Source organism: Nocardioides sp. CPCC 206348 (assembly GCF_048654705.1).
Lineage (GTDB): Bacteria > Actinomycetota > Actinomycetes > Propionibacteriales > Nocardioidaceae > Nocardioides.
The window spans coordinates 8,448-9,566 of record NZ_JBMCZA010000153.1; the positions used below are offsets into that span (position 1 = coordinate 8,448).

Consider the following 1,119-nt stretch of genomic DNA (forward strand, 5'->3'; position numbering starts at 1 on the left):
CACAGCGAAAAGCACAGCGAAGAGCCTCGAAACCCCCGAGCGGGCTTCGAGGCTCTTCACTCGCACCTCCACCAGCGGAGGTGACTACTGGGCGGACGCCTCCGCGAGCAGCTTGACCAGCTCGGGCATGCCACCGGCCCACTGGAAGCTGAGCGCCGTCGGCGGGGAGACCGCCGAGATCCGCGTGCGGCCGATGACCTGGGCAACGCCCCCGTCCTTGACGGCCGGGATGGCGAGGGCCTTCTGGTCCTTGAGGAAGGCGGCGGCCTGGGCGTCGTCGTCGAAGTACGTGACGACCACGTCGGCGTCGATCTCGTCGACCTTCTCGTAGCTCATGTCGAAGTAGAAGCCACCCTTCGACGTGTCCAGCTTCGCGACGCTCGGCGCGACGTCGAAGCCGAGCTTCGTCAGGATCGCCAGGCGCGGGTCGAGCTCGGTGTAGAGCGAGATCGCGGCCGGTGCCGGGTAGAGGGCGGCGATCTTCTTGCCGTCGAACTCCGGGTGCTTCTCGGCCTCGTCGGCCAGGAAGGTGTCGATGTCGGCGAGAATCTTGTCACCGTGCGCGCTGCGTCCCAGCGCCTTCGCGGTGATCTTGATGGTGTCCTGCCACGTGGTCGTCCAGGCGGCCTCGGGGTAGGCGACCGTCGGAGCGATCTCGTTGAGCTTCTTGAACTGGTCCTCGGTGATGCCGGAGTACGGCGCCAGGATCAGGTCGGGCTTCGCGGCGATGAACTCGTCGTAGGGCACGGTCGCGCCGGAGCCGTCGTCGGGGAGCAGCGTCGGGTGCTCGACGCCCTCGGCGTCGTACGCCTCCTCGACCCACGGGAGGAGGTTGCCCTTGCCGACGGTCCAGAGCTGCTCGGCGATCGCGACCGGGTAGACGCCGGAGGCGATGGCGGCCTCGGTGGAGCCCCAGCCCCACGTCGCCACCCGCAGGGGCTCTTCCTTGATCTCGGTCTTGCCGAAGGCGTGCTCGATGGTGATCGGGAACGAGTCGGTGGCCTCCAGCGTGGTGGTGCCGGAGTCCTTGTCGTCGCTCTCCTGGCCGCAGGCGGCCAGGGCCAGAACGGTGGCCAGACCCGCGACGAGCGCAGTGGTCCGGCGGAAGGCACGTGTACG

At 68.5% G+C, this 1,119-nt stretch carries 1 protein-coding gene; it reads right to left on the bottom strand.

Going from position 1 to position 1,119, the window contains the following annotated elements; genetic code table 11:
* Nucleotides 1–84: 84 nt before the first annotated feature.
* Nucleotides 85–1,119 (bottom strand): ABC transporter substrate-binding protein (locus tag ACOADB_RS10720; RefSeq protein ID WP_378598042.1); only part of this gene is annotated, 1,035 nt, incomplete at its 5' end.